Origin of the sequence: Nostoc sp., from assembly GCF_035638895.1 — a bacterium.
Classification (GTDB): Bacteria; Cyanobacteriota; Cyanobacteriia; order Cyanobacteriales; family Nostocaceae; genus Nostoc.
The window spans coordinates 1-6368 of record NZ_DASQZC010000291.1; the positions used below are offsets into that span (position 1 = coordinate 1).

Annotated in this window: 4 protein-coding genes and 1 pseudogene; 2 read left to right on the plus strand and 3 right to left on the minus strand. The window is 39.0% G+C overall.

The window, feature by feature from the left end:
* Positions 1 to 36: 36 nt before the first annotated feature.
* Both VE944_RS14265 and VE944_RS14270 read right to left on the minus strand, forming a co-directional pair.
* Positions 37 to 226 (minus strand): annotated as a pseudogene (locus tag VE944_RS14265) (ISAzo13-like element transposase-related protein); the annotation flags it as partial.
* 275 nt (positions 227 to 501) lie between these two features.
* Positions 502 to 1386 (minus strand): ParA family protein, encoded by an 885-nt coding sequence (locus VE944_RS14270; RefSeq protein ID WP_324978044.1) that lies wholly within the window; start codon positions 1384 to 1386, stop codon positions 502 to 504.
* A 246-nt stretch (positions 1387 to 1632) separates the two neighbouring features.
* Here VE944_RS14270 and VE944_RS14275 point away from each other — a divergent pair, with 246 nt between their 5' ends.
* Positions 1633 to 2808: a homospermidine biosynthesis protein gene (locus tag VE944_RS14275; protein ID WP_324978046.1), complete on the plus strand. Its 1176-nt coding sequence runs from the start codon at positions 1633 to 1635 to the stop codon at positions 2806 to 2808.
* 92 nt (positions 2809 to 2900) lie between these two features.
* Here the strand turns inward: VE944_RS14275 and VE944_RS14280 are convergent, their stop codons facing one another.
* The gene (locus VE944_RS14280; RefSeq protein WP_324978048.1) at positions 2901 to 4805 is read right to left on the minus strand and encodes an adenylate/guanylate cyclase domain-containing protein; all 1905 of its coding nucleotides are present in this window, start codon (positions 4803 to 4805) and stop codon (positions 2901 to 2903) included.
* 652 nt (positions 4806 to 5457) lie between these two features.
* Here VE944_RS14280 and VE944_RS14285 point away from each other — a divergent pair.
* The coding region (locus VE944_RS14285; protein WP_324978050.1) for a P-loop NTPase fold protein at positions 5458 to 6368 on the plus strand (911 nt) is incomplete at its 3' end.

Here is a 6368-nt window from a genome sequence, read left to right on the forward strand (position 1 = left end):
TAAAGTTCAAGTTTTTCCCTCTCTGAGTCAGAGAGGGAAACTTTTGTGTACTAGCTTAACTACTGGATGAGAACCTTTCCATTTCATAGTAGTAGCAAACTTCAAAGCCGTCTCCACTTCATCTAAAATGCTGCCATTCCAATGATTCTCTAGTATTGCCCATGTCCAATCTAATTGGATTATATTTACTATGATAGGGCGAATAGTAAGCTAAACGTATATTTACTTAATGTTTTTGGGATAACGTCCTTTGCCACTCATGTTATCAACACAAGTAATACCGCTTTTTAAGAGAATCAGTTAATACTATAGTCACCAGTTGCCATACTCAAAAACTCAATCATTATTCAAATTACTACAAAAGGGGATGAAGGGGCTGCCGTCGGCAGCCCCTTCATCCCCTTTTAAAATGATTATCATTATTGCTAATGGAATAGTTTATTTTCTGGAAGTCCCATAAACGCTGGACTTATCAGAAAAACTACTTAATTATTACCACAGCTATAGCTTTTGCAACAACTCCTGAGTTAACTGAAAGAACGCTTTTGAGCCAGCTGATTGAGGAGCATTTAAAACAGCTGGCATAAAACTATCAACAGCCTTAGCAACGTTAACATCAACTGGTATTTGTACCTTACAAATTTTTTCTACACCGAAATCTTCAACAACGCGGTGCATCACTTGTTTATAGTATCTGCCAGTAAGAAGGTTAGCGCTAGACATGCTGAATACAATTCCCAGCATTTTTATATCTATTTTGGTTTCATGTCCGTGACTGTCTTTTAATTGGGCAATGCGTCTTTCTAGCAGTTGAATACCCACCACAGATAAGGGTTCTGGTTTAGCAGGAAGTATGTAAAAATCACTTGCAGCTAAAGCGCTACGAGTTAATAAATTATATCCAGGCGCACAATCCAAGAGGATAAAATCATATTCTTGACGTACAGGTTTTAAAATATTATTTATCAAGACTCTTTCAAAGCGATTCCAAATTGTTTCAAAGTCTTGTTCGCCCAAAGCAGTTGCTTGCTGATGCAGCATTTCTGACACAACAAATTCATCATATAAGTCGATATCTCCCGGTAATAAATCTAATCCGGGAAGATTACAAACCTGGGGTTGAATGATATCTTGAATTGTCAATTTTGCTTCTGGTTCTGGATTGATAACTTGATCGATCAGATACCTAAATGTCTTACTTTGTTTACGACGCTTGGCAAAATCTAAAGGCGACATCAAACTGAGTGTGGCGCTAATTTGGCTGTCTAAATCAAGGACAAGCACCCGTTTACCATGATTTTTAGCTAAACAGGTAGCTAAGTTGACAGTGAGGGTGGTTTTACCAACGCCACCTTTCATATTTGCAGTAGCAATTACATATCCCATTGGTTAAGTCCTCTTTTGACGCATTCCCATGTAGGTAGCGTATACCTGTCTCGATCTATTAAATCTTCCATTAAATTTAATCTTTTCAGAATCTCAACAAAGAAGCAGAGGGCAGGGGGAAATGACCTCTTGTTCATAGCGTGGGTGGATTTACGCGGTGCTGTACTAGCTAGTAAAATTGCTGTTACTTTAGTTGAAAGCTAGATACTATTAGATTCGGCGTGTTTACTGTTCGGGAGTGCCAAAATGTCTAAACAGCTGGGTCAAAAAATCGCACCTACACCTATATCAAATGATATCAATGTGGTGGATTTGATTGATCAATACTTTACCGCTTACAACTCAGCGCGGTTGCGGGAAATCTGCCAACTATTGAGTCGTGATGTGCTAACGGAAGGTGTGACGGTGGGAGTTAGCCTTTCCGGTGCAATGACGCCAGCAGGATTCGGGGTTTCAGCGCTTGCACCCTTAATTCGCAACGGCTTTATTGACTGGATGATTAGCACTGGTGCAAATCTTTACCACGATATGCACTACGGTTTAGGTTTTGAACTTTTTGCTGGTAATCCGTTTTTGGATGATGTGAAACTGCGCCAGGAAGGCACTATTCGCATTTATGACATTATCTTTGGTTACGATGTGCTACTCGAAACTGATGCGTTCATCCGCAAGATTCTGCAAGGGGAAGCGTTTCAAAAGCGGATGGGAACTGCTGAGTTTCACTATTTACTGGGTAAGTATGTTCGGGAAGTAGAAAAGCAACTGGGTGTACAGCATTCCTGTTTGCTTGCTACAGCTTATGAGTGTGGTGTACCTATATATACGTCTTCTCCAGGAGATAGCTCAATTGGGATGAACGTGGCGGCTTTGGCTTTGGAAGGTTCGCAGTTGGTGATAGATCCATCAATTGACGTAAATGAAACAGCTGCGATCGCATATAATGCCCGTGAATCAGGAGGTAAAAGCGCGGCTGTAATTCTCGGTGGCGGTAGTCCCAAAAACTTTTTGCTTCAAACCCAACCGCAACTTCACGAAGTATTGGGGCTAGAAGAACGAGGACACGATTACTTTATACAGTTTACCGATGCGCGTCCAGATACAGGCGGTTTGTCTGGAGCAACCCCATCGGAGGCTGTCAGTTGGGGTAAGATTGACCCGGAAGAGTTACCTAACACTATTGTTTGTTATACCGATAGCACCATCGCTCTACCATTGGTGACAGCATACGTCTTGAACAAGTGCGAGCCTCGTCCCCTGAAGCGTGTATACGACAGGCGAGAAGCTATTTTGGATAAACTGCAAAAAGACTATCTAGCAGCCAAAACCCAATCATCGGATCAAATTCCAACAGCAGTGGCTGAAAGTGCCCAAAAGCAAACAGCGACTTATCCTTGTGGACGGTTGATTCCGAATACTCCGTAGGGAGTGGGGAGTAGGGAGTAGGGGAAGCAGGGGGAGCAGGGGAAGAAAAACTATTGATTGATTCTTGAGTTATGCCCAATGCCTCCTGCCTTTCATTCCTTGCGTCCAATCAGGAAATAGGTGGTCATTTTCTCTTTGCCTTGAACTTCGATTTCGCCCCGCTTTTCAAATACAAATTCATTACACAAAGACTTGCAAGTATCTTCTGTAACTTGAATTTTACCAAAAACACCTTGGGATTCCATGCAGTGGGCGATGTTCACTGTGTCTACCCAGAGATTATACGTAATTTGTTTGAATTCAATTACTCTGGCAGCTACGGAACCACTATGGATGCCGATACGGATACTAAAGTTTTGGTTATTCTCAGTATTAAATAGAGCGATCGCAGCTTGCATCTGGAGTGCCATTTGAGCCATCGCTTGAGCATGATTCCGGCGGCGTGTGGGCAAACCACCAACTACCATATAAGCATCGCCAATGGTTTTAATTCTTTCTAAACCATGTTGTTCGGTGAGGCGATCAAAAATTGATAAAATCGAGTTGAGTAAGTTTAGCAGTTGAATTGCACTCATAGAAGCAGCAATTTCGGTAAAGCTGACAATATCTGCAAATAAAACTGTGACATCAGCAACGTTTTCGACAATGTTAGCTACTTGATTTAAGGGTTTGGAGATTACTGCTGGCGAAATATTCAGCAATAAAAGTTCGGTTTCTTCTTGCTGATGGCGCAGCGCTTCTTCTGTTGCTAATCGCTGGGTGATATTGCGAAAAATGCCGCGAGTCGCAACTGGATAACCTTCGATAAATTTACAGTTAATATTACCTTCTAGAAAGATTGTTTGCCCATCTTTAGTAACGAATGCGGCTTTTACTTGCCCGATCTTTTCTCCTGACAGCACCCGATAAAACCTTTGTAAACAGTCTTGTTTAAACTCTGGATGTATAATATCGAAAATATTCATATTCACAATTTCAGATTCGCTGTATCCTAAAGCTTCTTGCCAGGCGCGATTGACATACAAAAAACGACCATAGGCATTAACGCATAGAATCAAATCATTAGCATTTTCAAATAAATCTCGATATCGTTCTTCACTTTCTACAAGAGCATCTTCTGCTTGTTTGCGTTTGATAAACTGGGCGATTTGACTACCAATAGAACCCACCATTTGCAATAACTCTTTATCCTTTGGTTGTACATCCCGGCTAAAGAAAACCATCACTCCTAAGATTTCACAATCGTCTAAGATGGGGAAGCCAAAAGCTGCGTGTAATCCAGCTTCAGCAGCAGGTTGCGATCGCCGAGTGTCTCCATCTTCTGCGATATCTTGAATCCACAAAGGCAAACGTCTGATCCAAATTCGACCAGGTAAGCCAACACTGGGTGTATATGTAGTTTGCCAGGTGATTGCTTTAAACTCTCGCGCAGAAATTACTCGACTTGACCAAATTTCTACACTCCTTAATACTGCATTGAGGCTATCTCCTTGTACCGAAGTGCCAATATATTGACTTGGTGTCCAAAGTTCGCCTAAATCCCATCCCAAGTTTTGACAAATCGACTGCAAAATTTGCGGAATTACCTGTTTTACAGTTTGTGATTCTGATAATATACGAGTGATAGCATACTGGGCACTTGTCCGTTGTTCCCGGCGCTGCCAAGCAGTAATATCCCGACCAATATAGACAATATCTTCTAATCCTTTTATTTTTTTCGGAATTACTGAACAAGAAAAAGCAATCAACCGCTTTTCTCTAGTCTTGGTTCGGCAAACTAGTTCTAAATTTTGAAGATTTTTTTGATAAAAAGAATGCTGGTGAATGGCTTTTATTAAAAGTTGCTCATCATCAATTATTAATGATATTGGTTTATTAATTAATTCTTCTTCACAAAAACCAAATAATTCTTGAGCAGCACGATTTACTTTTTTTATTATTCCTATATTATTAGTTATAAACAAAGCATCTGCCATCGCAGTAATTACTTGTTCCATGTAGTTCTTGTATAAAATTAAAGCAGAGGAAATTTTAAGGTATAGTAATAGAAAAACTCAGGTTTTTACCAGATGACGCAATCATCACACTGAAAATTAATAACTCAAGAATTAGAACTAACAATTAATAATTTAGTACCACTGATGATTATTTTAGTTATTCTTTCAAATGTTTGAGCAATATACAAGCCTGCTTGGGTAAAATTTGTAGAAGTTAGTAATACTCAGTTTTCTTACTGGAATTGATATTAATTGATTAAGTGTGCTATTTTTTCATATTAACTCAGTATGGTTGAGCGAAAACGGCCATGAGCAACCTTTTGATTTGGTTACTCAAAATTAAGTAAGTAAGCATCAATAATATTTTTCTGGCTTTTGGCAGATTGACAAATGAATATAATTCTGAAAATAACCAGCAGATTATACTCAATAGCGCGGTTTATAAACGATCGCCATTTTAACAAAACCACTCCTGTGCAATCCAGTCCTGGGTAAAGCTGAAAGTTATATTGTTATCCACTTTCTTAAAGTATAATATATTACAAAGACTTGATATATCAAAATGTAAAGTTTTATTAAATGAAAAATTGTACTGCGATCGCCTAAAATTTAATCTTGAGAAAGTCGGCTCTATAAAGTTAGTCAAAACCCAATGAATCACCAGCGTGCTAATACTCTCAAAGCTGCATTTCAAGCTTGTAATGTTGAACCGCTAGAGGGTGCAGACATGGAGCGGTACTATGTTGATTTATCAGCAGTCCGCAAAACTTCAGCAATAGACAGCGTTAGTACGATTTTAGACTTTCAAGAACCAGCAGATTTCAGCACAATTTTGTTTACCGGACATCGCGGCTGTGGCAAAAGCACAGAGTTAAAACGCATTCAGAACCAATGGGAAGAACAATACCACGTAATTTATTTAGAAGTTAACGAAGAAACAGATATTAATGATGCTAATTATACAGATTTATATTTAATCGTCATAAAACAAGTAGAATTTGAGTTGCGTAAATTAGGTTTAAAATTTGATTCTCAACTTCTGCAAAACTTTGAATCTTGGTTTAAGGATATTACAAAAGAAACCGAAGAAAGTGTAGAAAGGTCTGTCAGTATTGAGGGAGAAGCGACTCTGAAACCAGAAGCTCCATTTATCGCTAAATTGATGGTCAAATTACTGGCACAAATTAAAGGTTCTGATAAACAAAAAACTACTATTCGCCAAACTTTACAAAAAGACCTATCACGTCTCAAAGCAGATATTAACCTTTTATTAGGAGATGCCTACGTTAAACTCCGAAAAAAATTTCCTGAGTATAAAGGTTTATTGATTATTTTTGACAACATGGATCGTGTACCACCTACGATTGCAGAACATTTATTTTTTGACTATGCGGCTCAGTTACAAGAATTAGATTGCACGATAATTTATACAGTTCCAATTTCTGTGCTTTGTTCGCCTAAAAACCCACTCAATCAGTTTGATGGGAATCCTCATATTGTCCCAATGGTGAATATTTATGAATTTGAACGCGATCGCTGCCATTTAAACTACAATCAAACGGG

Bases quoted from the DNA above. Each gene is read 5' to 3' on its own strand.
- VE944_RS14270 (WP_324978044.1), bottom strand. From the start codon at position 1,386: ATGGGATATGTAATTGCTACTGCAAATATGAAAGGTGGCGTTGGTAAA.
- VE944_RS14275 (WP_324978046.1), top strand. From the start codon at position 1,633: ATGTCTAAACAGCTGGGTCAAAAAATCGCACCTACACCTATATCAAAT.
- VE944_RS14280 (WP_324978048.1), bottom strand. From the start codon at position 4,805: ATGGAACAAGTAATTACTGCGATGGCAGATGCTTTGTTTATAACTAAT.